Raw genomic sequence first — 25,148 nt, 5'->3', positions numbered from 1 at the left:
ATGTCCATTCTCGTCAATAAAGACACAAAGGTCCTCGTTCAGGGCCTGACCGGTAAGACCGGCACCTTCCATACCGAACAGGCGCTTGCCTACTACGGCACGCAGATGGTCGGCGGTATCCACCCGAAGAAGGGTGGCGAAACCTGGACGGGCTCGAAGGGCGAAAGCCTGCCGATCTTCGCAACCGTTGCCGAAGGCAAGGAAAAGACCGGCGCCGACGCAACCGTGATCTACGTTCCCCCGGCAGGCGCCGCCGATGCGATCATCGAAGCGATCGACGCCGAGATCCCGTTCATCACCTGCATCACCGAAGGCATCCCTGTTATGGACATGGTGCGCGTCAAGGCTCGCCTCGACGGCTCCAAGTCACGCCTGCTCGGGCCGAACTGCCCGGGCATCTTGACGCCGGAAGAGTGCAAGATCGGCATCATGCCGGGCTCGATCTTCCGCAAGGGTTCAGTCGGTATCGTTTCCCGCTCGGGCACGCTTACCTACGAAGCCGTGTTCCAGACCTCGAACGAAGGCCTCGGCCAGACGACGGCTGTCGGCATCGGCGGCGATCCGGTCAAGGGCACCGAGTTCATCGACGTCTTGGAAATGTTCCTCGCTGACGAAGCCACCCAGTCGATCATCATGATCGGCGAAATCGGCGGCTCGGCAGAAGAAGACGCGGCACAATTCCTCAAGGACGAAGCCAAGAAGGGCCGCAAGAAACCGATGGCCGGCTTCATCGCCGGTCGTACGGCCCCGAAGGGCCGCACGATGGGTCATGCCGGTGCCGTCGTTTCCGGTGGCAAGGGTGACGCAGAATCGAAGATCGCGGCAATGGAATCGGCTGGCATCCGCGTCTCGCCGTCGCCCGCCCGCCTTGGCAAGACGCTGGTTGAAGTCCTCAAGGGCTGATCCAATCTATACCCCGGGCACCGGTTCTCACCGTCTGCCCGGGTCTCGACTTCGAAATGGAATGAGCCGCGGACAGGCGGCTAACGACAGATGCGGCAAGCCGGTCGAGTATCCGGTGGAATCACAAGTCAGGAGGCGGACGAAAGCGTCCGCGTAAAACCATGGCACGGCAAGAAGCCAACGAGCAGTTTCAGATTACCTCGTTCCTAGATGGCGCCAACGCTGCGTATATCGAGCAGCTCTATGCGCGCTATGAGGAAGACCCGAACTCGGTCGGCGAGGAATGGCGGTCTTTCTTCAAGGCGCTGGAAGACAATCCGGAAGATGTGAAGAAGGCGGCCAAGGGTGCATCCTGGCGCAAGAAGGATTGGCCGCTGCAGCCCAAGAGCGACCTCGTTTCGGCGCTCGATGGCGATTGGGGTACCGTTGAGAAGATCATCGAGACCAAGGTCAAGGGCAAGGCGGAAGCCGCCGGCAAGCCGACCGATGGCGCCGACATCCTGCAGGCGACGCGCGACTCCGTTCGCGCCATCATGATGATCCGCGCCTACCGCATGCGCGGTCACCTGCACGCCAAGCTCGACCCGCTCGGTATCGCGGCACCCGTCGAAGACTACAAGGAACTGTCGCCCGAAGCTTACGGTTTCACCGAGGCCGACTATTCCCGCAGGATCTTCATCGACAACGTTCTCGGCCTCGAATACGCCACCCTGCCAAAGATGATCGAGATCCTCGAGCGCACCTACTGCTCGACCCTCGGCGTCGAATTCATGCACATCTCCAACCCGGAAGAAAAAGCCTGGATCCAGGAACGCATCGAAGGTCCGGACAAGGGTGTCGCCTTCACCCCGGAAGGCAAGAAGGCCATTCTTGCCAAGCTGGTCGAAGCCGAAGGCTATGAGCAGTTCCTAGATGTGAAGTTCAAGGGTACCAAGCGTTTCGGTCTCGATGGCGGTGAATCGCTCATCCCGGCGCTGGAGCAGATCTTGAAGCGCGGCGGTCATCTCGGCCTTCGCGAAGCCGTGTTCGGCATGGCCCACCGCGGCCGCCTGAACGTCCTTTCCCAGGTCATGGGCAAGCCGCATCGCGCGATCTTCCACGAGTTCAAGGGCGGCTCTTACGCGCCTGACGAGGTCGAGGGTTCGGGCGACGTCAAGTACCATCTCGGCGCCTCTTCCGACCGCGAGTTCGACGGCAACAAGGTCCACGTGTCGCTGACGGCCAACCCGTCGCACCTTGAGATCGTCGACCCTGTCGTCATGGGCAAGGCGCGCGCCAAGCAGGACATGGGCGCCACTGTCTGGGACGGCGACACCATTCCGCTCTCCGAGCGCGCGAAGGTTCTGCCGCTGCTCATCCATGGTGACGCGGCGTTTGCCGGCCAGGGTGTGATTGCCGAAATCCTCGGCCTGTCGGGCCTGCGCGGTCACCGCGTTGCCGGCACGATGCACGTCATCATCAACAACCAGATCGGCTTCACCACCAATCCGGCCTTCTCGCGCTCGTCGCCTTATCCGTCCGACGTCGCCAAGATGATCGAAGCGCCGATCCTGCATGTGAACGGTGACGACCCGGAAGCCGTTGTCTACGCAGCCAAGATCGCAATGGAATTTCGCATGAAGTTCCATAAGCCTGTCGTCCTCGACATGTTCTGCTACCGTCGCTACGGCCACAACGAAGGCGACGAACCATCCTTCACGCAGCCGAAGATGTACAAGGTCATTCGCGCCCACAAGACCGTCCTGCAGATCTATGCGGATCGTCTCGTTGCCGAGGGCCTGCTGACCGACGGCGACGTCGAGAAGATGAAGGCGGACTGGCGCGTGCATCTCGAGCAGGAATTCGACGCCGGCCAGAGCTACAAGCCAAACAAGGCTGACTGGCTGGATGGCGAGTGGTCGGGCCTGCGCACGGCTGACAACGCCGACGAACAGCGCCGCGGCAAGACCGCCGTACCGATGAAGACGCTCAAGGATATCGGCCGCAAGCTTTCGGAAATTCCGGAAGGCTTCCGTGCCCATCGCACCATCCAGCGCTTCATGGAAAACCGCGCCAACATGATCCAGACGGGTGAGAACCTCGACTGGGCGATGGCAGAAGCGCTTGCCTTCGGTTCGCTGGTGGTCGAAGGCCACAAGATCCGTCTCTCCGGTCAGGATTGCGAACGCGGCACGTTTTCGCAACGTCATTCGGTTCTCTACGATCAGGAGACGGAAGAGCGCTTTATCCCGCTTGCGAACCTGTCGTCCAACCAGGCCCGCTACGAAGTCATCAACTCGATGCTCTCGGAAGAAGCAGTGCTCGGCTTCGAATACGGCTATTCGCTGGCTCGCCCGAACGCGCTGACCCTTTGGGAAGCCCAGTTCGGTGATTTCGCCAACGGCGCGCAGGTCGTCTTCGACCAGTTCGTCTCGTCGGGCGAACGCAAGTGGCTGCGCATGTCCGGTCTCGTCTGCCTGCTGCCGCATGGCTACGAAGGCCAGGGTCCTGAGCACTCCTCGGCCCGCCTCGAACGCTTCCTGCAGCTCTGCGCTGAAGACAACATGCAGGTCGCCAACGTCACGACGCCGGCGAATTACTTCCACATCCTGCGCCGTCAGCTGAAGCGCGACTTCCGCAAGCCGCTCGTGCTGATGACGCCGAAGTCCCTGCTGCGTCACAAGCGGGCTGTTTCCAGCCTTGCGGAACTCGCCGGCGAATCCTCCTTCCATCGTTTGCTCTGGGACGATGCGGAGGTCATCAAGGACGGCCCGATCAAGCTGCAGAAGGACAACAAGATCCGGCGCGTCGTCATGTGCACCGGCAAGGTCTATTACGACCTTCTGGAAGAGCGCGAAAAACGCGGCATCGATGACATCTACCTGCTGCGCGTCGAACAACTCTATCCGTTCCCGGCAAAGGCGCTCATCAACGAGCTCTCGCGCTTCCGGAACGCCGAGATGGTCTGGTGCCAGGAAGAGCCGAAGAACATGGGCGCATGGTCGTTCATCGACCCGTATCTGGAGTGGGTTCTCGCTCATATCGATGCGAAGTACCAGCGCGTCCGTTACACCGGCCGCCCAGCTGCCGCTTCGCCGGCAACGGGTCTGATGTCCAAGCATCTATCGCAGCTCGCCGCATTCCTCGAGGACGCGCTGGGCGGCTAAGGGATCGGGGCGATGGCATATTTCTTCCTCAGACTTGTGCCGCCTCGTCCCCGCTTTCCGCATGACGCGACCGGGGAGGAAATGGCCGCGATGAAGCACCATGTCGCCTATTGGCACCGCAACGCAGAAGACGGATCGGCCATTGCCGTCGGTCCCGTCTTCGAAGGCGAGGGAGCCTGGGGCATGGCACTCGTTTCGGCGCAGGATCAGCAGGCGGCGCAGGCGCTCGCCGATGCCGATCCGATCATCCAGTCCGGTCACGGCTTTCGCTTTGACATATTGCCAATGCCCTCAATCATTCTCCGGCCGTGTGCAGCCGGAAACGAATAAACGAACACAAGCAAATCAGGATTTGAACAATGGCCACAGAAATCCGCGTTCCAACTCTCGGTGAATCCGTCAGCGAGGCAACCGTCGGCACCTGGTTCAAGAAGGTTGGCGACGCCATCAAGGCCGACGAGCCGATTCTCGAGCTTGAAACCGATAAGGTGACCATCGAAGTGCCGGCGCCGGCTTCGGGTACGCTGTCTGAAATCGTTGCACAGGCCGGCGAAACCGTCGGTCTCGGTGCGTTGCTAGGCCAGATCGCCGCAGGCGCTGGTGCTGCCGCTGCCCCGGCTGCTGCTGCCCCTCCCGCGAAGGTTGCCGAGCTCGCAGCCGCTGCACCGGCACCCGTTGCCGCTGCCGCTGCGCCAGCTCAGTCCGTATCCGCCATGCCGCCGGCGCCGGCTGCCGCCAAGATGCTTGCCGAGAACAACCTGTCGGCCGATCAGGTCGACGGCAGCGGCAAGCGCGGCCAGGTGCTGAAGGGTGACGTGATCGCCGCTGTTGCCAAAGGCATCTCCGCCCCGGCTGCTGCCCCTGCCGTACCGGCTGCTGCCCGCGGCCCGTCAACGGTCGAGGATGCGGGCCGCGAAGAGCGCGTGAAGATGACGCGCCTGCGCCAGACGATCGCCAAGCGCCTGAAAGACGCCCAGAACACCGCTGCCATGCTCACCACCTATAACGAGGTGGACATGAAGGCGGTCATGGATCTGCGCGCCAAGTACAAGGACGTCTTCGAAAAGAAGCATGGCGTGAAGCTCGGCTTCATGGGCTTCTTCACCAAGGCCATCACCCACGCGCTGAAGGAACTTCCGGCTGTTAACGCCGAGATTGATGGCACTGACATCATCTACAAGAACTTCTGCCACATCGGCATGGCCGTCGGCACGGACAAGGGGCTCGTCGTTCCTGTTATCCGCGACGCCGACCAGATGTCGATCGCCGAAGTCGAGAAGGAACTGGCGCGTCTGGCAAAGGCTGCTCGCGACGGTTCGCTGTCGATGGCCGATATGCAGGGCGGCACCTTCACCATCACCAACGGCGGTGTATACGGTTCACTGATGTCCTCGCCGATCCTCAACGCTCCGCAATCCGGTATCCTCGGCATGCACAAGATTCAGGACCGTCCCGTCGTCGTCGGCGGCCAGATCGTCATCCGTCCGATGATGTATCTCGCGCTCTCCTACGACCACCGCATCGTCGACGGCAAGGAAGCCGTGACCTTCCTCGTCCGCGTCAAGGAAAGCCTGGAAGATCCGGAGCGTCTGGTTCTCGATCTCTAAGCAATCGACTGGGCCGCGTGAGCGGCCCTTTCCACCTCAGCGGGGCGCGCGATGTCGCTGGCAATCTCCACAGGGCATGTGACCATGATGCCTCTCCTTGCCTTGGGCAGGATCGGGGCGTCGCTCGCGTTATTGCTGGCGCTGCCCGCGGCCGCTGTCGGCGCTCCCGACTGCAGGCAGGCGAGCGCCGTCTATGCCGACCGGGATGGCGCCTACGAACTGCGTTTCACGCCGATCAATTCGGAAGCGGCGGCTGCCAGCAACCGGTTCATGCTGAAAGTGCTGAAAACCTCGATCGAACTCGACGGCTATGTCATGGCCTCGGACGATCCGGAGCGTGCCGTCGGCATCGTGATGTTCAAATGCCCCGGCGGTGACGTGACAGGCGCGGATCTGGACGCCTGCACGATCTGGCAGGGCACGATCTACGGCGCGAATGCCAAGGGCGAGATCGACAACCTTCAGCCGGAAGCGGCGGTCGCAGCCGACAGCGTCTTTCTGCCGGGTCTCGGCCCGGCGATCCGCCAATCGCAGATCTGGGGCAACGACAAGGCTAAGGTTGCGCCGTGGGATGTCCTGACATTCAAGGAGTGCGCGAAATGACACAACGACCGGTTCTTCTCGTCACCGGCGGCAGCCGGGGTATCGGCGCTGCGGTCTGCCGCCTCGCTGCCCGGCAGGGCTGGAACCTGGCGGTGAACTATGCGGCGAACCGTACGGCTGCCGATGCGATCGCCTCGGAGGTCAAGGCAGCGGGCGGCGACGCAATCGCGATCAAGGGCGATGTCGGCAGCGCGACGGATATCGTTTCGATGTTCCAGGCGGTCGACAAGCATTTCGGGCGGCTCGATGGGCTGGTCAACAACGTCGGTATCGTCGATACGCAGCAGCGCGTCGATGAGATGAGCGTCGAGCGCCTTGAGCGGATGATGCGGATCAACGTGACCGGCTCGATTCTATGCGCGGCCGAAGCCGTTCGGCGGATGTCGTCGAGGCACGGCGGCAAAGGCGGGGCGATCGTCAACATTTCCTCTATGGCAGCGGTTCTGGGTTCGGCATCGCAATATGTCGATTACGCCGCGTCGAAGGCCGCGATCGATACCTTCACCATCGGTCTGTCTCGAGAAGTGGCGAACGAGGGCGTGCGCGTGAACGCCATCCGTCCCGGCGTCATCGATACCGATATTCATGCATCCGGCGGCCTGCCGAACCGCGCGCGCGACCTGGCGCCGAGCATCCCGATGCAGAGGCCCGGCACGGCGGAGGAAATCGCCGATGCGGTCCTCTACCTTCTCTCGCCGACGGCTTCCTATATAACGGGCGCCATACTCAATGTAAGCGGCGGCCGTTAGGACGCGGAGACCATATCACCATGCAATACTACTTCGAATTTTTGGGCCTGGTGGCCGTCTTTTCGATCTTCATCGTCGTACCGGGCGCCGACTTCGCCGTCATCCTGGGCCAGAGCATCGTGCATGGCCGCCGGGCAGCCATGATGACCGGCCTTGGCATGGGCTTTTCGCTGCTCTTCCACATCAGCTACACCATCCTAGGTCTCGGCCTCATCGTCTCCCAATCGCTGATGATGTTCGCGATGATCAAGTGGGCGGGTGTCGCCTATCTCGTCTACCTCGGCATCAAGTCGTTCCGCGAGCCGGGCTTCCAGGTGAACGAGATCGAAATTTCCGATGAGGACCGTAAGCCAATCTCGGCACTCAGGTGCCTCGGCATGGGCTTCATCACCAATGCGCTCAATCCGAAACCCGTCCTGTTCTTCCTGTCGCTGTTTTCGACGCTGGTGCATCACGACACCCCGGCGCTCGTCCAGCTTAGCTACGGCATCGGCATGGCAACGGCGCTCGTCGCCTGGTTTGCGGGCGTTTCCACCTTCTTCACCGTCAAGCCCATTCGCGACCGCTTCATCGCAAGCGGCAAATGGTTCAACCGCATCACCGGCGCCGCATTGGTCGGCTTCGGTTTCCGCCTCGCGCTCGCCCGCGCGGCCGACTAAGCAAATAACGAAAAGGAAAAGAACAATGTCCTATGATGTAATCGTTATCGGAACCGGCCCTGGCGGCTACGTCGCTGCCATCAAGGCTGCGCAGCTCGGCCTCAAGGTCGCTGTCGTTGAAAAGCGTGCAACGTTCGGTGGCACCTGCCTGAACGTCGGCTGCATCCCGTCCAAGGCGTTGCTGCATGCCTCCGAAATGTTCCATCAGGCTGGCCACGGCATGGACGCGCTCGGCATCGAAGTCGCTGCGCCGAAGCTGAACCTTGAAAAAATGCTGGCGCACAAGGATGCGACGGTGAAGTCGAACGTCGACGGGGTTGCCTTCCTCTTCAAGAAGAACAAGATCGATGCCTTCCAGGGCGCCGGCAAGATTGTGTCGGCAGGCAAGGTTTCCGTGGCCGGCGAAGACGGTAAGGTGCAGGAAATCGAAGGCAAGAACATCGTCATCGCCACCGGCTCCGACGTCGCCGGCATTCCGGGCGTGAAGGTGGATATCGACGAGAAGGTGATCATCTCCTCGACGGGCGCGATCGCGCTCGAGAAGGTGCCGGAGACACTGATCGTCGTCGGCGGTGGCGTCATCGGCCTCGAGCTCGGCTCCGTCTGGTCGCGCCTCGGTGCCAAGGTGACCGTGGTCGAATATCTCGATACGATTCTCGGCGGCATGGATGGCGAAGTCTCCAAGCAATTCCAGCGGATGCTCGTCAAGCAGGGCATCGCCATCAACCTGAGCTCGAAGGTGACGGGCGTCGAGAAGGGCGGCAAGGGTGCCAAGGTGAGCTTCGAGCCGGTCAAGGGCGGCGAGGCGCAGACACTCGAAGCCGAGGTCGTTCTGATCGCGACCGGCCGCACCCCCTACACGGCCGGCCTTGGTCTGCAAGAAGCAGGCGTAAAGCTTGATAATCGTGGCCGCGTCGAAATCGACGGTCACTTCCGCACCAACGTTCCCGGCATCTACGCGATCGGCGACGTGGTGAAGGGGCCGATGCTGGCCCATAAGGCCGAAGACGAAGGCGTTGCGCTGGCAGAAATCCTCGCCGGCCAGCATGGCCACGTGAACTATGACGTCATCCCGAGCGTCGTCTACACGCAACCGGAAGTCGCCTCCGTCGGCAAGACCGAGGAAGAGCTGAAGGCTGCAGGGATCACCTTCAAGGTGGGGAAATTCCCCTTCACAGCGAACGGTCGCGCCCGCGCCATGTTGGCGACCGACGGTTTCGTGAAGATCCTTTCCGACAAGGAAACCGACCGTGTCCTGGGCGGTCATATCGTCGGTTTCGGAGCCGGCGAGATGATACACGAGATTGCCGTCCTCATGGAATTCGGCGGTTCTGCAGAAGATCTTGGCCGCACCTGCCATGCTCACCCGACCATGTCGGAAGCGGTGAAGGAAGCCGCTCTCGCCGCGTTCTTCAAGCCGATCCACATGTAATCTTGAATTTCGGCAATATGCGATCGGCCGCTTGTCCGCTGACAGGCGGCCGCTTTACTTTCGAATGATTCTAGAATCGGTCGAGGGGAAGCCTATGCAGTCCACACCTGTCGATGCATACAGCCTGCCGCAGCGCCTCCTTCACGGGGGGTGGCTCTGGTCATCGTCTTTAATCTGCTGTTTCCCGATGGCATGAACGAATGGCATCGGGCGATGCGTCGCGGCGGCATTGCGTCCGCCGACCAGGTCTCGGCGGCCAACAGTCACGCCTATGTCGGCACCGCCATATTGGCACTTGCGATTGTTCGCGTGTGTCTGCGTCGCGTCCAGGGTGGGCCGCCGGTGGTCAGCGAAGAACCGGCAATCTTCCGCCTTGTGGCAAAGGTCGTCCATTTCGGCCTGTATGCGTTCATTTTCGCTATGCCGGTGACGGGGATTGCTGCTTATTACCCCGGGGTCGATCCGGCGGGATCGCTGCACGCCGACGTGCTGAAGGTTGTCCTGTGGGCCTTGATCGCGGCACATGTAAGCCGGTGCCCTCGTCCACCAGTTCATGGAAGAGCACCGTTCTTCGACGGATGACGATTGGGCGCTAGTTCACGGCCGTCAGCGTAAAACCCTGCTTGCGCAGCAGCTCGATGACGCCGCCTTCGCCGGGAAGATGGAGCGCACCGACGGCCATGAAGACGTTGCCGTTGGCAAGGATCGGGGCTGCTCGCTCGGCCATCACCTTGTTGCGGTCGAGGATGATGCGCTGCTCGAAGGCGGCATAATCGCTGTCCTCGTCCTTGCCGTCGGGCGAGACGGTCTTCAGCATCGGAATGGTCATGCCGATATCACCGGAGAGATAAAGATCGGTCATCGTTTCCACGACATCGTTCATCTTCGATCCCAAAGCCAGCGTTTCAATCAGCGACTTCATGTGGAATTCGGTCGGCAGGTCTGCCATCGCCTGCAGCTGCTCGGCGAGCGTTTCCAAGCCTTTGACCTCTTTGCCTTCGGCAACGGCGTCGGCGGCAATCTTCTGGTCGAGGAACTGTACGCCCTTTGCCTTGCGGGCCATTTCGCAGCCGGGCAGGGCAACGACGCTCGATATCATCCAGGGGCGCATGCGCGAGACCGCGGCAAGCGGGATTCCGCGCTGCCTCAGTCCTTCTTCCAGGCGGATGTAGTCTTCGTGGGATAGAAGCTTTTCAATCGTCGTCCCGTCCGTGAACATCATCAGATCCGGCTTCATCAATAGAGCGGCGGATGCCTTTTTCTCGTCGAGGATCTCGTCTGATTCGATCACGATGGTGTCGGCAGCATCGTGGGCTGCCTGCGTGCGTGGCGGAAGTTGCAGCACACGCGGATCGGTGACATGCATGCTGCCGAGCAACCAGGATGGTTTCACGCCCGGCTTTTCGATCTTCCAGAAAATGCCCTTGCCGTTTGGCACGGCGTCCGCTTCCTTGACCGCTTCGGCGTAGCGCGAAGGGTCGCTCTGCTTCAGATCGGTCAGGATATTGCGGCCGGTGCAGGCGCCATCATCTGCAGCCGCTGCCGGCGAGACCGAGAACAGAACTGCGATCAGCGTTGCCGCAAGCAGCATATGAAATGCAGCGATCAGCCAGAGCAGGATATTGCTTGGCGATGCGATGTGCAGGCTGCGGTGGCCGATGGAGATCGTCATGATGGTGTTCCGGTCACTCTGGATCGCTAAGCTCTACGCTTCGCGTGCGGATATTCCTTTAAGAGAAGCTGTTAACAAAAGATTACGCCCGCGGATGGGCACGGTCGTAAACTTCAAGCAAACGTGAGGAATCCACACCTGTGTAGACCTGGGTCGTCGAAAGACTGGCATGGCCGAGGAGTTCCTGGATGGTTCTGAGATCGCCACCACCGGCCAGCAGGTGGGTCGCGAAGGAGTGTCGCAGGGCGTGCGGCGTCGCCGTCTCCGGCAGTCCGAAGGCGCTTCGCATCTTCTGCATGGTACGCTGGATGATCGCCGCCTGCAGCTTGCCGCCGCGCGCGCCGCGGAAGAGAGGCTGCTCGCCTTCGAGATGGTATGGACACAGAGACCGATATGTCTCGACCGCCTCGAAGACCACGGTGAGCAGCGGCACGAGGCGGGTCTTGTTGCCCTTGCCGGTGATGCGCAGCGTTGCCGCGCCGCGGTTGAAATCATCAGGTGTCAGGTCGAGTGCTTCGGAAATGCGCAGGCCGCAGCCGTAGAGCAAGGCAAAAACGGCGGCATCGCGCGCCGCAATCCAGGGTTCCTCGTGCAGTTGCGCCTCGTTGCTGACGACGGTGATGGCTTGCCTATCGGAAAGTGGCTTCGGCAGCGACTTCGGTTGCTTTGGCGAGCGGATCGCACCGGCGCCGGCGGCATTCACCAGCCCTTTCTTTTCGAAATAACGCAGCAGTGAGCGTAGCCCGGCAAGATTGCGGCCAAGCGAGCGCGCTCCCAATCCCTCCTTGCGGCGGGCGGCGAGGAATGCGCGGAAGTCCGCAGGCCGCAGCGCGTGGATATCTTTCAGCGTCGCAGGACCGCCAAGGTGACCGGTCAGGAAGGTCAGGAACTGGCGCGTGTCGCGCTCATAGGCATTCAGCGTGTGCTCCGAAAGGCGACGCTCGTGGGCCAGGCTGTCGAGCCAGGCGGTGCGTTCCGCCATCAGGCGCGGGTCGGCGATGATCAGGAGTTCGTTCACGTGTCTGGCCCTTGAATTTGCCATTCCGGCTGCCAATTCTGAAGGACCGACAGTTATGGAATTGCTAATACCGCCCAAGTGGTTGTCATCGTTCCATCATATTAATCGACGTAACTGGTTTCCCAACGACGCAGGATCTTGCATGCCACGGCGCCATCCCACGACCGCTTTCGGACAATTCGCGGAAGCGATTGCCCTCGTCTCGCATGGCAAGCCGGGACATATCGTTGACACGTTGATTGCTGAGCGCGGACAGAGAATCGTCAAGCACCCGCTCTGGCCGATTATGCGGCCCTTTCTCCACACGCTCCTGCGCTACCACAGGGCCATCAGCTTCGCCAACGACGTCGCGAACATGCCCGGCTTTCAGTGCTTCGAGTACATGAGCAACCTGTTGAAGCTCGAGATCAACGTCAGGCATGGCGAACGCATTCCTGATATCGGCGGCTTCATACTCGTCAGCAACCATCCGACCGGCATTGCCGACGGGGTTGCCGTCTTCGATCTCTTGAAGAGCAAGCGGCCCGACATCATGGTGTTCGCCAACCGCGATGCCATACGCGTCAATCCGCGCTTTGCCGAGGTCATCATTCCGGTCGAATGGCGTGAAGAGTATAAAAGCAAGCTCAAGACCCGCGAGACGCTGCAGATCACCAACCGTGCGGTCAGGGAAGGCAAGGCAACTGTACTTTTTCCGTCCGGGCGCATTGCCTATTGGGCGAATGGCCGGTTAAACGAACGTCCCTGGAAAACCTCCGCCGTTGGTCTTGCCCGCAAGTACAATCTCCCGATCCTGCCGGTGCATATGACGGCGCGCAATTCCGGCCTTTTTTACTGGCTCGCAAAGTGGTCGACGGAGCTCAGGGACATGACCGTCTTTCACGAGCTTTTGAACAAGCGGGGTGACCGCTTCGACTTCGTGGTCGGCAATCTGATCCCGGTGGAAAATCTCGAGGGCGATATCAACGAGGTGACCAAGGCATTGGAAGACCATACGGTGCGCGCCCTCGACATGGATGACGACGCGCAATTCCTGCCGCTGGTCCCGCCGGCGGGGGCGGAACTGGCCAGTGCCCATTCAATTCCCTGATCGGATCGGCTATAGCGAGGCATGCTGCTCCGCTCGATGTTTGCCCAGAACTACCGATCCCTGCGATCGATCCGCATGGATCTCTCGGGCATCAACCTCTTCATCGGCGAGAACGGGGTCGGGAAATCCAATCTCTACCGGGCGCTGCAGCTCATTCAGGCGGCAACGCGCGGGCGGCTGGCACATGAGATCGCGGCCGAAGGCGGGATGTTCTCGGCGCTGTGGTCCGGTCCGCGCCGGGATGCTGAGGGGTCGTTGCGGATCCGCCTGGAAACCGAGCTTCTGGACGAGGAAAGGGCGATCACCTTCCGCTATCGCGTCGAGGCCGGTTTGCGGCCGCCCACGGCTGCGGCGGGCTTTCCCTTCGAACCGCAGATCAAGGCCGAGGAGCTCTCGGTCGAGACCGGGACGCGACCGGTGACGATGATGAAGCGCGCTGGCCCCGCCATCGCCGTTCGGGGGCCGAATGGCCGGATGCAAGATTACCCGGAGCAGGCGCTGACCTCGGAAACGGCAATCGCGCTTCTTGGCGATGCAGGGCACTATCCCGAGATTGGGACGTTTCGCCGCGCGATCGATGGGTGGCGTTTCTTTCACGGTTTCCGGACGGATCGGCTCTCACCGCTGCGTGCGCCCTGCCTTGCCGTGACGGCGCCGCTGTTGGACGAGGACGGTAACAATATCGCCGCGGTCTTTGCAACGCTGGTGCATACGCGGGAGGACACTGTCGACCTCGATCGGGCGATCGCCGCGGCCCTCGGCGGTGCGCGGCTCGTCGTGCCGCTGCCTGACGAGACGGCGGCGTTCGGCCTTTCCTTCCCGGAGTTTCCGAACCGGGTGTTTCAGCCGCGCGAGCTGTCGGACGGACAGGTTCGTTTCCTCGGCCTAGCCGCGGCGCTGATGTCCTACCGTTTGCCGCCGCTGATTGCGCTGAACGAACCGGAGGCAAGCCTGCATCCCGATATGCTGCCGCCGCTGGCCGACATGATCGCGGACGCGGCGCAGAGCAGCCAGATCTGGATCGTCACCCATTCCGAACCGCTGGCGGCGGCCGTGCGCGAGCGGTGCGGTGCACGCGCACGCCATGTCGTGCGGCAGGACGGCGCCACCTGGATCGAGGGTATGCGGCTCACCGGCGTCATCGACGAGGACGAGTAAGTCGGTGGGCAGGGTCTTCCAGGTTTTCTTTTTACGCCGATCCGGGCATGGTCTCGCCCGATGAGCACAGATTCGTCCGATCTCTTTGGAGCGCTGTTTAAGACGCCGCCGGCCAACCGCACGGTGCCGGTTCTCGTTCCCATGCCCGCGCCGAAGCCCTATTCCTATGCCGTGCCCGAGGGAATGGCCGTCGAGCCGGGCTCGGTCGTGCAGGTGCCGCTCGGCCCGAGGCAGGTGATCGGCGTCGTCTGGGATGGCGACGAGGACGGGGTCGATCCGAAGAAGCTGAGGCCGATCAGCCATGTCTTCGATTGCCCGCCGCTTACCAAGGAGATGCGCGACTTCGTCGATTGGGTGGCAAGCTATACGCTCTCGCCGCCCGGTCTCGTGGCGCGCATGGCGCTGCGGGCGCCAAATGCCTTCGAGCCGGAACCGATGGTTGAGGGCCTGCGCTTCGTCGGCGGCGAACCGGAACGGATGACGCCAGCGCGCGCCCGTGTGCTCGATATCGCCGGGGATGGCCTCTCCTGGACGCGAAGCGGGCTTGCCCATGCCGCCGGCGTATCGACAAGCGTGGTCGACGGTCTGGTAAGTCAGGGCATTTTCGAAACCGTATTCCTGCCGCCGCCGCCCTTGGTTGCCAAACCCGATCCCGACTTCACGGCCGCGCGGCTCGAAGGCCCGCAAAGGGAGGCGGCAGACGAGATTCTGGCCGAGGTTCGTAAGGGTGAGTTTGCCGTATCGCTGATCGATGGCGTCACCGGTTCGGGAAAGACGGAAGTCTATTTCGAAGCGATCGCGCAAACGCTGAAGCGCGGCAAGCAGGTGCTGATCCTCCTGCCGGAGATCGCGCTGACGGCGAGCTTTCTGGAGCGCTTTCAGGATCGCTTCGGCGCAAAGCCCGCCGAATGGCATTCCGACCTGGCGCCGCGCACCCGCGAGAAGGTCTGGCGTCAGGCGGTCACGGGCGAGGTGCGCGTCGTTGCCGGTGCTCGCTCGGCCCTGTTTCTGCCGTTCGAGGATTTAGGCCTCATCATTGTCGATGAAGAGCATGATCCTGCCTACAAACAGGAGGATCGGGTCTATTACAATGCCCGCGACATGGCCGTCGTGCGCGCACGGATCGCTGATTTTCCAGTGGTTCTCGTCTCCGCCACGCCCTCGGTCGAAAGCCAGGTCAATGGCCAGAGCGGGCGTTACAGTACCATTCACATGCCGACCCGCTTCGGCGACGCGGCGTTGCCCGATCTACACCTCATCGACATGCGCCGTCATGCGCCTGAGCGCGGCGGCTTCCTGTCGCCGGTCCTGATCCGCGCGATCGGCAAGACGATCGAGAAGCAGCAGCAGGCGCTTCTCTTCCTCAACCGTCGAGGTTATGCGCCGCTGACGCTCTGCCGCGTCTGCGGACATCGCTTCCAGTGCCCGCAATGCTCCAGCTGGCTCGTCGAGCACCGGTTCAAAAGACAGTTGCAATGTCATCAGTGCGGTCATGCCGAACGCACGCCGGAAGCCTGCCCGGAATGCGGCACCCTCGATCATCTCGTTGCCTGCGGGCCTGGTGTTGAGCGCATCGCTGAAGAAGTGGAGCGCCATTTCCCCGAGGCGCGAACGATCGTGCTCTCGTCCGACATCATGGGCGGCGTCAAGCGGTTGCGGCTCGAGCTCGAGGCCATTGCGAAAGGGGAGGCCGATATCGTCATCGGTACGCAGCTCGTCGCAAAGGGGCATAACTTCCCGCTGATGACGCTGGTTGGCATCGTCGATGCCGATCTCGGGCTTGCCAATGGCGATCCGCGCGCCGCCGAACGCACCTTTCAGCTTCTCTCGCAGGTGACGGGCCGCGCCGGCCGTACCGGCCTGAAGAGCCACGGCCTGTTGCAGACCTACCAGCCGCAACATCCCGTCATGCAGGCGATCGTGTCGGGCGATGCGAGCGCCTTCTACGAACGCGAGATTGCCGAGCGCGAACGGGCGATCCTGCCGCCATTCGGACGGCTGGCGTCGATCATCGTCTCGGCGGAAACGCGCCACGATGCGGAAAACCATGCCCGCGGCATTAGAAACGCCGCACCGGCTGTTTCCGGCATCTCCGTGCTCGGACCTGCGGAAGCACCGCTTGCGCTGGTGCGAGGCCGCTATCGCTTCCGGCTTCTCGTGCATGGCCGGCGAAACTCCGACATGCAGGCATTTCTCAGGGCGATGCTTGCGCAAGCGCCAAAGGAGCGCGGGTCGGTGCATGTGCAGCTCGACGTGGACCCGCAAAGCTTCCTGTAGATCGCTCTCCTACGGGCTTTTGCCCGGTACGGCAATCATGGCATAAGGACGGCGAAACAGGGGATTCGGGGTCGGTCATGGACTTTTATTTTCCAACGGAGCTGGGCGAACAGCTCGCCTTCGCAGCAGCGGCATTTACCGCCTTGGCGGGCTTCATCATCATGTTTGCGCCGGGCTATGCGATGCGGTTGGTCGGCGTGATGCCACGCGAGGGCCGGCGCGACGGCTATGCCGAGCAACGCTCCGTCGGCGGCTTCTATCTCGGCTTCGGTCTCTCGGCCATCATGCTGGCGCAGGACTGGATCTACATGGCCCTTGGCGTCTCCTTCGCCATGGCCGCATTTGCGCGCGTCATCTCGCTCCTTTCAGATAAGGGGAGCACGATTCTCAACTATTTACTTCTGGTTGTGCAGATCGTTCTGGCAGCTCTTCCGCTCGCCTATGTTTTCGGTTTCTTTTCCGCTTGAGTTGAGCGGATATTTCTCGCGTTGAGCTCCTGCTTGCCGGGCTTTGAGCATTTTTGCGTTAGAAATCGATACGAAAGCCGTATTCGGGCGTTACGCGTGTTGCGAGTCCGAACATCCTATGTTAGACGGACCCCGAATTTCGGAAGAAGCAAGAGGCTTCTCTTGCGATTTCTGGGGGAAATCATAACGAATTCAAGATCCTAGGTCAGGCGCCCGCCGGCGACCGGATTCTTGAGTTGAAATCAGGGAAATTTGGGCCAGTGGCAGACACATCCCAGCTTACTTCTGGTGTTGCAGAGCGCTATGCCTCGTCGCTGTTCGAGTTGGCGCTCGAGCAGGGCGCCGTCGAAAGCGTCACCAAGGACCTCGACCAGTTCCAGGCGATGCTCGACGAGAGCGACGACCTGAAGCGTTTCGTTTCGAGCCCTGTTTTCTCGGCCGACGACCAGCTCAAGGCGATCGTTGCCATCAGCGAGAAGGCTGGAATCAGCAGCTTCTTCGCGAACTTCCTGAAGGTCGTGGCGCGTAACCGCCGCCTCTTTGCTCTCCCGGGCATGATCAGGGCCTTCCGCATCATTGCTGCAAACCAGCGTGGCGAAATTACTGCCGAGGTCACCTCGGCCCATGCGCTTGATGCAGCGCAGGAAACCGAATTGAAGGCGGCGCTCAAGGGCGTCACCGGCAAAGACGTGGCGATTGCCGTCACGGTTGACCCGTCAATTCTTGGCGGTCTGATCGTGAAGGTCGGGTCCCGTCAGATTGATACGTCTCTTCGTACGAAACTCTCTACCCTTAAGCTTGCATTGAAAGAGGTCGGCTGATGGATATCCGCGCTGCGGAAATTTCCGCAATTCTCAAAGACCAGATCAAAAACTTCGGCAAAGAGGCAGAAGTCTCGGAAGTCGGTCAGGTTCTCTCCGTCGGTGACGGTATCGCTCGCGTTTACGGTCTGGACAATGTTCAGGCAGGCGAAATGGTCGAGTTCCCCGGTGGCATCCGTGGCATGGCGCTGAACCTGGAATCGGACAACGTCGGTGTTGTTATTTTCGGTTCGGACCGCGACATCAAGGAAGGCGACACCGTCAAGCGGACCGGCGCCATCGTTGACGTTCCGGTTGGTCCGGAGCTGCTCGGCCGCGTTGTCGATGCTCTCGGCAATCCGATCGACGGCAAGGGCCCGATCAATTCGACCCGCCGCGCGCGCGTCGACGTCAAGGCTCCGGGCATCATTCCGCGCAAGTCGGTTCATGAGCCGATGTCGACCGGCCTCAAGGCTATCGACGCGCTCATCCCGGTCGGCCGTGGCCAGCGCGAGCTTGTCATCGGTGACCGCCAGACGGGCAAGACCGCGATCATTCTCGACACGATCCTGAACCAGAAGGCGATCCACGACAACGGCCCGGACAGCGAGAAGCTGTTCTGCGTCTACGTCGCTATCGGCCAGAAGCGTTCGACCGTTGCCCAGTTCGTCAAGGTTCTCGAAGAACGCGGCGCAATGAAGTACTCGATCGTCGTTGCCGCAACGGCTTCCGATCCGGCTCCGATGCAGTACCTGGCGCCGTTTGCCGGCTGCACGATGGGCGAATACTTCCGTGACAACGGTCAGCACGCGCTGATCGGTTACGACGACCTGTCCAAGCAGGCTGTTGCTTATCGCCAGATGTCGCTCCTGCTGCGCCGCCCGCCGGGCCGCGAAGCTTATCCGGGCGACGTTTTCTACCTGCACTCGCGTCTCCTCGAGCGCGCTGCAAAGCTCTCCGACGAAAAGGGCGCTGGCTCTCTGACGGCTCTGCCTGTCATCGAAACCCAGGGCAACGACGTTTCGGCCTTCATTCCGACCAACGTGATCTCGATCACCGACGGTCAGATCTTCCTCGAAACCGACCTGTTCTATCAGGGTATCCGTCCGGCCGTTAACGTCGGTCTGTCGGTTTCACGCGTCGGCTCCGCCGCGCAGGTCAAGGCGATGAAGCAGGTTGCCGGCTCGATCAAGGGCGAACTCGCACAGTATCGCGAAATGGCCGCCTTCGCTCAGTTCGGTTCCGACCTCGACGCCTCGACGCAGCGCCTGCTGAACCGCGGCGCACGTCTCACCGAACTCCTGAAGCAGCCGCAGTTCTCACCGCTGAAGACGGAAGAGCAGGTTGCGGTGATCTTCGCCGGCGTCAACGGCTACCTCGACAAGATCCAGGTCGCGCAGGTCGGCAAGTTCGAACAGGGCCTGCTGTCGTACCTTCGCTCGGAAGGCTCGGCTATCCTCGACACGATCCGCACGGACAAGGCAATCAGCGACGATACGAAGGGCAAGCTCACGGCTGCCATCGATAGCTTCGCGAAGTCCTTCGCCTAATCGGACCCAAAGGACGGATAACGGATGCCTTCACTTAAGGATCTGAAAAACCGGATCGCCTCCGTCAAGGCGACGCAGAAGATCACCAAGGCGATGAAGATGGTCGCCGCGGCGAAGCTTCGGCGTGCCCAGGAGGCGGCTGAGGCCGCTCGTCCGTACTCGCAGCGCATGGGTGCCGTTCTGGCAAACATTGCTGGTGCGATGACGGAGGCCGACGGTGCGCCGGCTCTGATGACGGGCAACGGCAAGGACCAGGTTCATCTGCTGGTCGTCTGCACCGCCGAACGCGGCCTGTGCGGCGGCTTCAACTCGCAGATCTCGCGCTGTGCGCGCGATCACGCTCGCAAGCTTCTCGCCGAAGGCAAGACGGTTAAGATCTTTACCGTCGGCAAGAAGGGTTACGACGTTCTGCGCCGTGAATTCGCTTCGCTCATCGTCGAGCGCAAGGAATTGCGTGAGGTGAAGAAGGTCGGCTTCGAGAATGCCGACCAGATCGGCAAGCGCGTCATCGAGATGTTCGAGGCCGACGAGTTCGACGTCTGCACGTTGTTCTACTCCGAATTCAAGTCGGTGATTTCGCAGGTTCCGACGGCACAGCAGCTCATCCCGGCATCGGCTCCTACGGCCGTTGTCGAAGATGCGGCGCACGCCGGTGCAGTCTACGAATACGAGCCGGATCCGACATCGATCCTCGAGGATCTGATCCCGCGCAACATCTCCGTCCAGATCTTCCGCGCGCTCCTTGAGAACGTCGCCGGCGAAATGGGCGCCAAGATGAGCGCGATGGACAATGCAACGCGCAACGCTGGTGAAATGATCAACAAGCTGACGCTCAACTACAACCGTCAGCGTCAGGCTCAGATCACCAAGGAACTCATTGAAATCATTTCGGGCGCGGAAGCGCTCTGAGGTTAGGGAAAGAGGGTAAGAAGATGGCTAAGGCAGCTACCCCCAAGAAGACTGCGGCAGGCTCTGCCGGCAAGGTCACGCAGGTTATCGGCGCCGTCGTGGACGTTGCTTTCGAAGGCGAACTGCCGGCGATTTTGAACGCGCTTGAGACGAGCAACGGCGGCAACCGCCTGGTTCTCGAAGTCGCACAGCACCTCGGCGAGAACGAAGTTCGCACGATCGCCATGGACTCGACCGAAGGTCTGGTTCGCGGTCAGTCGGTTTCTGACACCGGCGCTCCGATCGCCGTTCCGGTTGGTCCGGAAACGCTCGGCCGTATCATGAACGTCATCGGCGAGCCGGTTGACGAAGCAGGTCCGCTGGTGACCGCCTCGAAGCGCGCCATCCATCAGGACGCGCCCGCCTACGTCGATCAGTCCACGGAAGCGCAGATCCTCGTCACCGGCATCAAGGTCGTCGATCTTCTCGCTCCTTACGCAAAGGGCGGCAAGATTGGCCTCTTCGGCGGTGCAGGCGTCGGCAAGACCGTTCTCATCATGGAACTGATCAACAACGTCGCCAAGGCGCACGGTGGTTACTCGGTTTTCGCTGGCGTGGGTGAACGTACTCGCGAAGGCAACGACCTTTACCACGAAATGATCGAATCCGGCGTCAACAAGCACGGCGGTGGCGAAGGCTCCAAGGCTGCGCTCGTTTACGGCCAGATGAACGAACCGCCGGGTGCGCGCGCTCGCGTCGCTCTGACCGGTTTGACGGTTGCTGAAAACTTCCGCGACCAGGGTCAGGACGTTCTGTTCTTCGTCGACAACATCTTCCGCTTCACGCAGGCAGGGTCCGAAGTGTCGGCACTGCTCGGCCGTATTCCTTCGGCCGTCGGCTATCAGCCGACGCTCGCCACGGACATGGGCCAGATGCAGGAACGCATCACGACCACGACGACCGGTTCGATCACCTCGGTTCAGGCGATTTACGTTCCGGCCGACGACTTGACCGACCCGGCTCCGGCGACCTCGTTTGCCCACCTGGACGCAACCACCGTTCTGTCGCGCTCGATCGCTGAAAAGGGTATCTACCCGGCCGTCGACCCGCTCGACTCCACGTCGCGTATGCTCGACCCGATCGTTGTCGGCGAAGAGCACTACGAAGTGGCTCGTAAGGTTCAGTCGACGCTGCAGCGCTACAAATCCCTGCAGGACATCATCGCCATCCTTGGCATGGACGAACTGTCCGAAGAGGACAAGCTGGCCGTTGCCCGCGCCCGTAAGATCGAGCGCTTCCTGTCGCAGCCGTTCTTCGTCGCTGAAGTCTTCACTGGTTCGCCGGGCAAGCTCGTCGCGCTCGAAGACACGATCAAGGGCTTCAAGGGCCTCGTCAACGGCGAATACGACCACCTGCCGGAAGCTGCCTTCTACATGGTCGGCTCGATCGACGAAGCCATCGAGAAGGCCAAGAAGCTGTCCGCAGCTGCCTGATGAGCGACGCTCTCAACGAGATCTTCTGCTGCGACGCCCTTCGGGAAGTCGCAGCAGAGCTTCCCGCTCCGGCCGCGCCGACGATCTATAGATCCGACGATGGCAAGCTGATGATGGTGGTGGGACTGATCCAGACCGAGGAAGGTCTTGGGTATCTCGATCAGGCGATAGCGCACTGCCCGTTCTGCGGGACCAATTTGCAAGATACAGAAGCCGCCGAGAAGGTAAGTCACTGATGGCTGACAATTTCAATTTTGAACTCGTATCTCCCGAGCGCTTGCTCCTTTCGGAGATGGTGACAGAAGTTGTCATTCCGGCAACCGACGGCGAGATGACCGTTATGGCGAACCACGCCCCGACGATGACGACGATCAAGCCTGGCATCGTCAGCGTTCGTTCGGCCAACGGTTCGAAGCAGGATTACGTGGTTTTTGGCGGCTTTGCCGACATTCTGCCGACCGGATGCACGCTGTTGGCTGAGTCCGCGGTCATCGTTCAGGATCTCTCGAAGGACGAACTGACGCTTCGCATCGAAGCGGCGAAGAGAGAAAGCGAAGACGCTGTGCATCATGAGCACAAGTCGCGTCTGGAACACTACATCATGGAACTGACGCATCTGCAGGGTGTGATCAACCCGGATTGATCTACGCTAAACTCTCGCATCTTGAAGCGGCCTTTTGGCCGCTTTTTTATGTGTTCTCACGTTCTCGGTCGTTGCGAGAACCAATGGCAAGTGGACAGCGGCGAAGCGCGCGACTAGACTACCTCAAGCAAACTTGAGGTCTGCGCCGTGGAAGAAGGCTTCACCAATCCCTTCAGGAAACTGCTCACGGTCGGCGACGTCGCCGAACGCAGCGGGCTTGCCGTCTCTGCGCTGCATTTCTACGAAGCGAAAGGCCTCATTTCCAGCATCCGCTCGCGTGGCAATCAGCGCCGCTTCGGCCGTGATGTGCTCCGGCGCGTCGGTATCATCAAGGTCGCGCAGCGTGTCGGGATTCCCTTGGCGGAGATCCAGGCAGCTTTCGATACGCTGCCGCAGGGCCGCACGCCGACCGCTTCGGATTGGCAGCGGCTGTCGGCACTTTGGAAGGAGGACCTCGATGCCCGCATCAATCGCCTCGTCGCCCTGCGCGACCGGTTGACGGATTGCATCGGCTGTGGTTGCCTCTCGGTTGAAAGCTGCCCGCTGCGCAATCCCTATGATCGGCTGGCAAAGGATGGGCCGGGTCCGCGTCTGCTGGAAACCGATGACTAGGCAACGTTCCCCTCGCTGCATCACAACAACGCAGGAGCCGCAAACGGCTCAATCACGCCGTGGAGGACTGGATGTTTCACCCCAAGCTGTTCGAAAACCGCAACGTGGTCGTCACTGGCGGGGGTAGGGGTATCGGCCTAGAGGTGGCGCGGCAATTTCTCGATTGTGGGGCGAGAGTGCTGGTGCATCTCGGCCGCGGCGCCGACCGCGATTTGCCTGATTTTCTGCTGACAGCGGAAGAGGACCGCCGGGCGGTTCTCGTTGCCGCCGACTTTTCAACGCCGGGCGCCACAAGCGGATTTGCGGAGAAGGCACTTGCAACATTCGACCGGATCCATGTGCTCATCAACAATGCCGGAACCATGGTCGGCCGCTTTCCGGCAGGGGACCTGAGCGACGAGCAGTATCAAACGATTGTGCGGCTGAACCAGACCTCGGTCGTCGAGGTGACGCGCGCGCTTCTCCCGGCCCTGCGGGCATCGCAGGAGGCGGCGATCGTCAACACCGTCTCGATTTCTGCGGTGACGGGCGGCAGCCCCGGTTCGGCGATCTATTCGGCGTCGAAGGCATTTGTCGCAACCTATTCCAAAGCGCTGGCAAGGGAGCTCGCGCCCGACGGTATTCGCGTCAACTGCGTGTCGCCTGGAACGATCGAAACGGACTTCCACCAGCGGTACTCGTCGCCGGATAAGCTGGAGCAGACCCGCAAGACCATTCCCTTGCAGCGACTGGGCACCTCGGAGGACTGCGCACCTGCGTACCTCTTCCTTTCGGCGCCTTCCCTCTCCGGCTACATCACCGGCCAGGTGCTCGAGATCAACGGCGGCCAGCTCATCTGCTGAGCGGGACTTTTTTGGCATTTTGACAGATCCAAATCGCTGGCTGCTGCCAATATGGTGTGGTTTCGTTTCCTGCACATTGTTTATGCAATCAGGGATACAAAAGCACTTGCTACACCGAAATCGGGCATGGCCGATCGGGATCTGCAGACGCTTTCTGCGAGGACGTGAGCGACTTTCTCAAGGCACTCTCCCATCACACGCGATTGATCATCCTTTGCCTCCTCACGGAGGGAGAAAAGATGGTGGGCCAGGTGGAGGAAAGCCTTGGCATTCAGCAAGCGATGGTGTCGCAGCAGTTGGCGCGTCTCAGACTGGATGGGCTGGTCTCAGGTCGTCGCGAAGGACGTCTCATCTATTACAGCGTAGCTCATCCTCACACGACCTCGCTGCTGCATTTTCTGTTCGCGATGTTTCCGGGGACACACGACAACTGACAATCGGCCTTGCGGACCGCTTTGTCTGACGTGAAGATGGCGGATTGCCGCAGTTCGGCAGAGAGGCCGAATGATCGATAAGTTGGAATATTTCATCGCGCTCGCCAATGAGAAGCATTTCGGCCGCGCTGCGGAGGAATGCGGTATCTCGCAGCCAACGCTGTCTGCTGCCATTCGCCAGCTCGAGGATCAGCTTGGCGTCATGCTGGTGCAGCGCGGCTCGCGTTTCCAGGGGCTGACGCCCGAGGGTCAGCGCGTGCTCGAATGGGCGCGGCGCATTGTTGGCGACGCCCGCACGATGCGCGAAGAGATGCGGGCGGCTCGCAAGGGCCTGTCCGGACATATCAGGATCGCTGTGATCCCGACGGCGCTCGCTATGCTGCCGCGCATCACAACGCCATTTCAGGAGCGGCATCCGGATGTGACCTTTTCCATCGTCTCGCGCAATTCGCTGCAGGTGCTCAGCATGCTGGAGAATCTCGAGATCGATGCCGGGATCACCTACCTCGAAAACGAGCCGCTTGGACGCGTGACCAGCGTGCCGCTCTATGCCGAGCACTACAACCTGATTACCGCTGCCGGCAGCCCTCTGTCGGATCGTGACAGCGTCACATGGAAGGAGGTGGGTAATCTTCGGCTTTGTCTATTGACGGCGGACATGCAGAACCGCCGCATTATCAATCAACACTTGGCCGAAGCCGGCGTGACGGCGCATCCGACGCTCGAATCGAATTCGATGATCGTGTTGTTCTCGCATGTTCGAACCGGACGCTGGGCCAGCATCATGCCACGCAATGTTGCGAAATCCTTCGGCTTTCCCGCCGAGATCCGGATGATCCCCATCATCGAGCCGAAGGCGCACCATCTTGTTGGTCTGGTCGCGACGCATCGTGAGCCCTTTACGCCGCTGGTCTCTGCCCTGCTGCATGAGGCCCGGATCCTCGCCGAAGACCCGGAATCTTGATAGGAAACGTCTATCGTTTGACGGAACAGCATTATTGATCGCTTCGTCCATCCCTGAGAAGGTTCTATAATGAACGAACGCGAGCGGTTCTGTCAGCCAAGGGTTCTAAAGAAAGCCCGCCTGCCCGAGGCCGCGACGTGC

23 protein-coding genes and 2 pseudogenes are annotated in these 25,148 nt (G+C 61.2%); 23 read left to right on the top strand and 2 right to left on the bottom strand.

Going from position 1 to position 25,148, the window contains the following annotated elements; all coding sequences use genetic code 11:
• The 9 genes and pseudogenes from sucD (at position 1) to BSG20_RS04210 (ending at position 9,695) form a co-directional block, all read left to right on the top strand.
• Entirely contained in the window at positions 1-903 is a 903-nt protein-coding gene (sucD, locus tag BSG20_RS04250; RefSeq protein ID WP_072369352.1) for a succinate--CoA ligase subunit alpha, read from the top strand.
• A gap of 161 nt (positions 904-1,064) precedes the next feature.
• Positions 1,065-4,049 carry a 2-oxoglutarate dehydrogenase E1 component gene (locus BSG20_RS04245; protein ID WP_072369350.1) on the top strand — a complete coding sequence of 995 codons (2,985 nt, stop codon included), beginning with the start codon at positions 1,065-1,067 and terminating at the stop codon, positions 4,047-4,049.
• Between the two features lie 12 nt (positions 4,050-4,061).
• Positions 4,062-4,379, top strand: a complete 318-nt coding sequence (locus tag BSG20_RS04240) for a YciI family protein (protein WP_072369348.1) — start codon at positions 4,062-4,064, stop codon at positions 4,377-4,379.
• A gap of 29 nt (positions 4,380-4,408) precedes the next feature.
• Positions 4,409-5,656: a 2-oxoglutarate dehydrogenase complex dihydrolipoyllysine-residue succinyltransferase gene (odhB, locus tag BSG20_RS04235; RefSeq protein ID WP_072369346.1), complete on the top strand. Its 1,248-nt coding sequence runs from the start codon at positions 4,409-4,411 to the stop codon at positions 5,654-5,656.
• Positions 5,657-5,707: 51 nt separating this feature from the next.
• Positions 5,708-6,259, top strand: coding sequence for a hypothetical protein (locus tag BSG20_RS04230; protein ID WP_072369344.1), 552 nt, complete (start codon positions 5,708-5,710; stop codon positions 6,257-6,259).
• Positions 6,256-7,008: an SDR family oxidoreductase gene (locus BSG20_RS04225; RefSeq protein WP_072369342.1), complete on the top strand. Its 753-nt coding sequence runs from the start codon at positions 6,256-6,258 to the stop codon at positions 7,006-7,008. The genes BSG20_RS04230 and BSG20_RS04225 overlap by 4 nt, the downstream gene beginning before the upstream one ends.
• Positions 7,009-7,028: 20 nt before the next feature.
• Complete coding sequence (locus tag BSG20_RS04220; RefSeq protein ID WP_072369340.1) at positions 7,029-7,667, top strand: LysE family translocator; 639 nt, start codon at positions 7,029-7,031, stop codon at positions 7,665-7,667.
• A 25-nt stretch (positions 7,668-7,692) separates the two neighbouring features.
• Positions 7,693-9,099, top strand: a complete 1,407-nt coding sequence (gene lpdA, locus BSG20_RS04215; RefSeq protein ID WP_072369338.1) for a dihydrolipoyl dehydrogenase — start codon at positions 7,693-7,695, stop codon at positions 9,097-9,099.
• A 94-nt stretch (positions 9,100-9,193) separates the two neighbouring features.
• A pseudogene (locus tag BSG20_RS04210) lies at positions 9,194-9,695 on the top strand (cytochrome b).
• On the opposite strand, the gene BSG20_RS04205 reads toward BSG20_RS04210, so the two are convergent.
• Both BSG20_RS04205 and BSG20_RS04200 read right to left on the bottom strand, forming a co-directional pair.
• The gene (locus BSG20_RS04205; protein WP_072369336.1) at positions 9,692-10,771 is read right to left on the bottom strand and encodes a TraB/GumN family protein; all 1,080 of its coding nucleotides are present in this window, start codon (positions 10,769-10,771) and stop codon (positions 9,692-9,694) included. The pseudogene BSG20_RS04210 and the gene BSG20_RS04205 sit on opposite strands and share 4 nt — an antisense overlap.
• Before the next feature lie 82 nt (positions 10,772-10,853).
• Positions 10,854-11,789 carry a tyrosine recombinase XerC gene (locus BSG20_RS04200; RefSeq protein ID WP_072369334.1) on the bottom strand — a complete coding sequence of 312 codons (936 nt, stop codon included), beginning with the start codon at positions 11,787-11,789 and terminating at the stop codon, positions 10,854-10,856.
• Positions 11,790-11,931: 142 nt separating this feature from the next.
• Here BSG20_RS04200 and BSG20_RS04195 point away from each other — a divergent pair, with 142 nt between their 5' ends.
• The 14 genes and pseudogenes from BSG20_RS04195 to BSG20_RS04130 all read left to right on the top strand — a co-directional run bounded on the left by BSG20_RS04195 (position 11,932) and on the right by BSG20_RS04130 (position 25,007).
• Entirely contained in the window at positions 11,932-12,879 is a 948-nt protein-coding gene (locus BSG20_RS04195) for a GNAT family N-acetyltransferase (RefSeq protein ID WP_072369332.1), read from the top strand.
• Positions 12,880-12,900: 21 nt separating this feature from the next.
• On the top strand, positions 12,901-14,037 hold the full coding sequence (locus tag BSG20_RS04190) for an AAA family ATPase (protein WP_072369330.1): 1,137 nt from the start codon (positions 12,901-12,903) through the stop codon (positions 14,035-14,037).
• A gap of 60 nt (positions 14,038-14,097) precedes the next feature.
• Positions 14,098-16,314, top strand: coding sequence for a primosomal protein N' (locus BSG20_RS04185; RefSeq protein ID WP_072369328.1), 2,217 nt, complete (start codon positions 14,098-14,100; stop codon positions 16,312-16,314).
• Between the two features lie 77 nt (positions 16,315-16,391).
• Positions 16,392-16,781 (top strand): AGROH133_08824 family phage infection protein, encoded by a 390-nt coding sequence (locus tag BSG20_RS04180; protein ID WP_072369326.1) that lies wholly within the window; start codon positions 16,392-16,394, stop codon positions 16,779-16,781.
• A 260-nt stretch (positions 16,782-17,041) separates the two neighbouring features.
• The gene (locus BSG20_RS04175) at positions 17,042-17,602 is read left to right on the top strand and encodes a F0F1 ATP synthase subunit delta (RefSeq protein WP_072369324.1); all 561 of its coding nucleotides are present in this window, start codon (positions 17,042-17,044) and stop codon (positions 17,600-17,602) included.
• Entirely contained in the window at positions 17,602-19,131 is a 1,530-nt protein-coding gene (atpA, locus tag BSG20_RS04170; RefSeq protein ID WP_072369323.1) for a F0F1 ATP synthase subunit alpha, read from the top strand. Before BSG20_RS04175 ends, atpA begins: the two co-directional genes overlap by 1 nt.
• 24 nt (positions 19,132-19,155) lie before the next feature.
• Positions 19,156-20,040: a F0F1 ATP synthase subunit gamma gene (locus tag BSG20_RS04165; protein WP_072369322.1), complete on the top strand. Its 885-nt coding sequence runs from the start codon at positions 19,156-19,158 to the stop codon at positions 20,038-20,040.
• Positions 20,041-20,063: 23 nt separating this feature from the next.
• Positions 20,064-21,512 (top strand): F0F1 ATP synthase subunit beta, encoded by a 1,449-nt coding sequence (atpD, locus tag BSG20_RS04160; RefSeq protein WP_072369321.1) that lies wholly within the window; start codon positions 20,064-20,066, stop codon positions 21,510-21,512.
• Entirely contained in the window at positions 21,512-21,748 is a 237-nt protein-coding gene (locus BSG20_RS04155; protein ID WP_072369320.1) for a hypothetical protein, read from the top strand. The genes atpD and BSG20_RS04155 overlap by 1 nt, the downstream gene beginning before the upstream one ends.
• The gene (locus BSG20_RS04150) at positions 21,748-22,155 is read left to right on the top strand and encodes a F0F1 ATP synthase subunit epsilon (RefSeq protein ID WP_037116266.1); all 408 of its coding nucleotides are present in this window, start codon (positions 21,748-21,750) and stop codon (positions 22,153-22,155) included. The genes BSG20_RS04155 and BSG20_RS04150 overlap by 1 nt, the downstream gene beginning before the upstream one ends.
• A 147-nt stretch (positions 22,156-22,302) precedes the next feature.
• Positions 22,303-22,767 carry a redox-sensitive transcriptional activator SoxR gene (soxR, locus tag BSG20_RS04145; protein ID WP_072369319.1) on the top strand — a complete coding sequence of 155 codons (465 nt, stop codon included), beginning with the start codon at positions 22,303-22,305 and terminating at the stop codon, positions 22,765-22,767.
• 71 nt (positions 22,768-22,838) lie between these two features.
• The gene (locus BSG20_RS04140) at positions 22,839-23,609 is read left to right on the top strand and encodes an SDR family NAD(P)-dependent oxidoreductase (RefSeq protein WP_072369318.1); all 771 of its coding nucleotides are present in this window, start codon (positions 22,839-22,841) and stop codon (positions 23,607-23,609) included.
• A 126-nt stretch (positions 23,610-23,735) separates the two neighbouring features.
• A pseudogene (locus BSG20_RS04135) lies at positions 23,736-24,043 on the top strand (ArsR/SmtB family transcription factor).
• A gap of 70 nt (positions 24,044-24,113) precedes the next feature.
• Positions 24,114-25,007 (top strand): LysR family transcriptional regulator, encoded by an 894-nt coding sequence (locus tag BSG20_RS04130; RefSeq protein WP_072369317.1) that lies wholly within the window; start codon positions 24,114-24,116, stop codon positions 25,005-25,007.
• Positions 25,008-25,148 lie beyond the last annotated feature (141 nt).

The organism is Rhizobium tibeticum, from assembly GCF_900110205.1.
Classification (GTDB): Bacteria; Pseudomonadota; Alphaproteobacteria; order Rhizobiales; family Rhizobiaceae; genus Rhizobium; species Rhizobium tibeticum.
This window is presented reverse-complemented; position numbering and strand designations above follow the sequence as displayed.